We start from the raw sequence: 818 nt of genomic DNA, 5'->3' as shown, positions 1-818 counted from the left end.
CACGCAAAGCAGCGCCACACGGTACTGATTATCGATGAGGCTCAGAACTTAGCGTCTGATGTATTGGAGCAGTTAAGGCTCTTGACGAATCTAGAAACGTCAGAGAAAAAGTTATTGCAGATCATCCTTCTTGGGCAGCCTGAGTTACGTGATATGTTGGCTCAAACTGAGCTTCGTCAGCTGGCTCAGAGAATCACAGCGCGTTACCACTTACAGTCTTTAAATCGCGTTGAACTTGGTGCTTACGTGTCTTGTCGCTTGGCTGTTGCTGGTAGGAAACCGCGCTTGTTTAGTGATAAAGCCTTGAACCGACTATACAAGCTCAGTGGCGGCGTTCCGCGTTTAATAAATTTGCTCTCTGATCGAGCGCTATTAGGCGCCTATGCAAGCAATTCAGATCAGGTTGAAGTTGAACATATCAAACGTGCTAACTACGAAATACTCGGTGAAAGTCGTTCTGCGTGGGAGCGTTTCGTCTTTCAATACGGGTATCGAGTAGTGGGTACCGCGTTGGGGATCACTTTGTTTGTTGGTCTCGGCGTATGGTCTAAGCCGTTTTTGGATAGCATCACGCCTTTTGTTGATTCGTCAGTAAATAGTGTCGTCGAAGTGACAAAATCTCCTGAGAAAACTATCTCGCATATAAATGAACAGAAGGATGAGGTTGATGTCGATCAATCTTCTGCACTTCAAACTCATGCACTTGTTTTAAAGCCAGAAAACGGAGAGCAGGTTTATATCAATGACTTTGAAGAAGCTTTGTCTTCATCACCAGAGTCGTTAGTAGCATATGTAGAAGCTCCTAATCCAGATACGCG

General features: G+C 45.1%; 1 protein-coding gene. It reads left to right on the top strand.

Going from position 1 to position 818, the window contains the following annotated elements:
• Window positions 1-818, top strand: an 818-nt coding sequence (locus A3738_RS29855) for an ExeA family protein (protein ID WP_156504113.1), incomplete at both ends; no start/stop codon positions are given.

Source organism: Oleiphilus sp. HI0066 (assembly GCF_001635725.1).
Note: the sequence above shows the minus strand (reverse complement) of the source record. Positions and strands in the feature narration are given on the sequence as shown.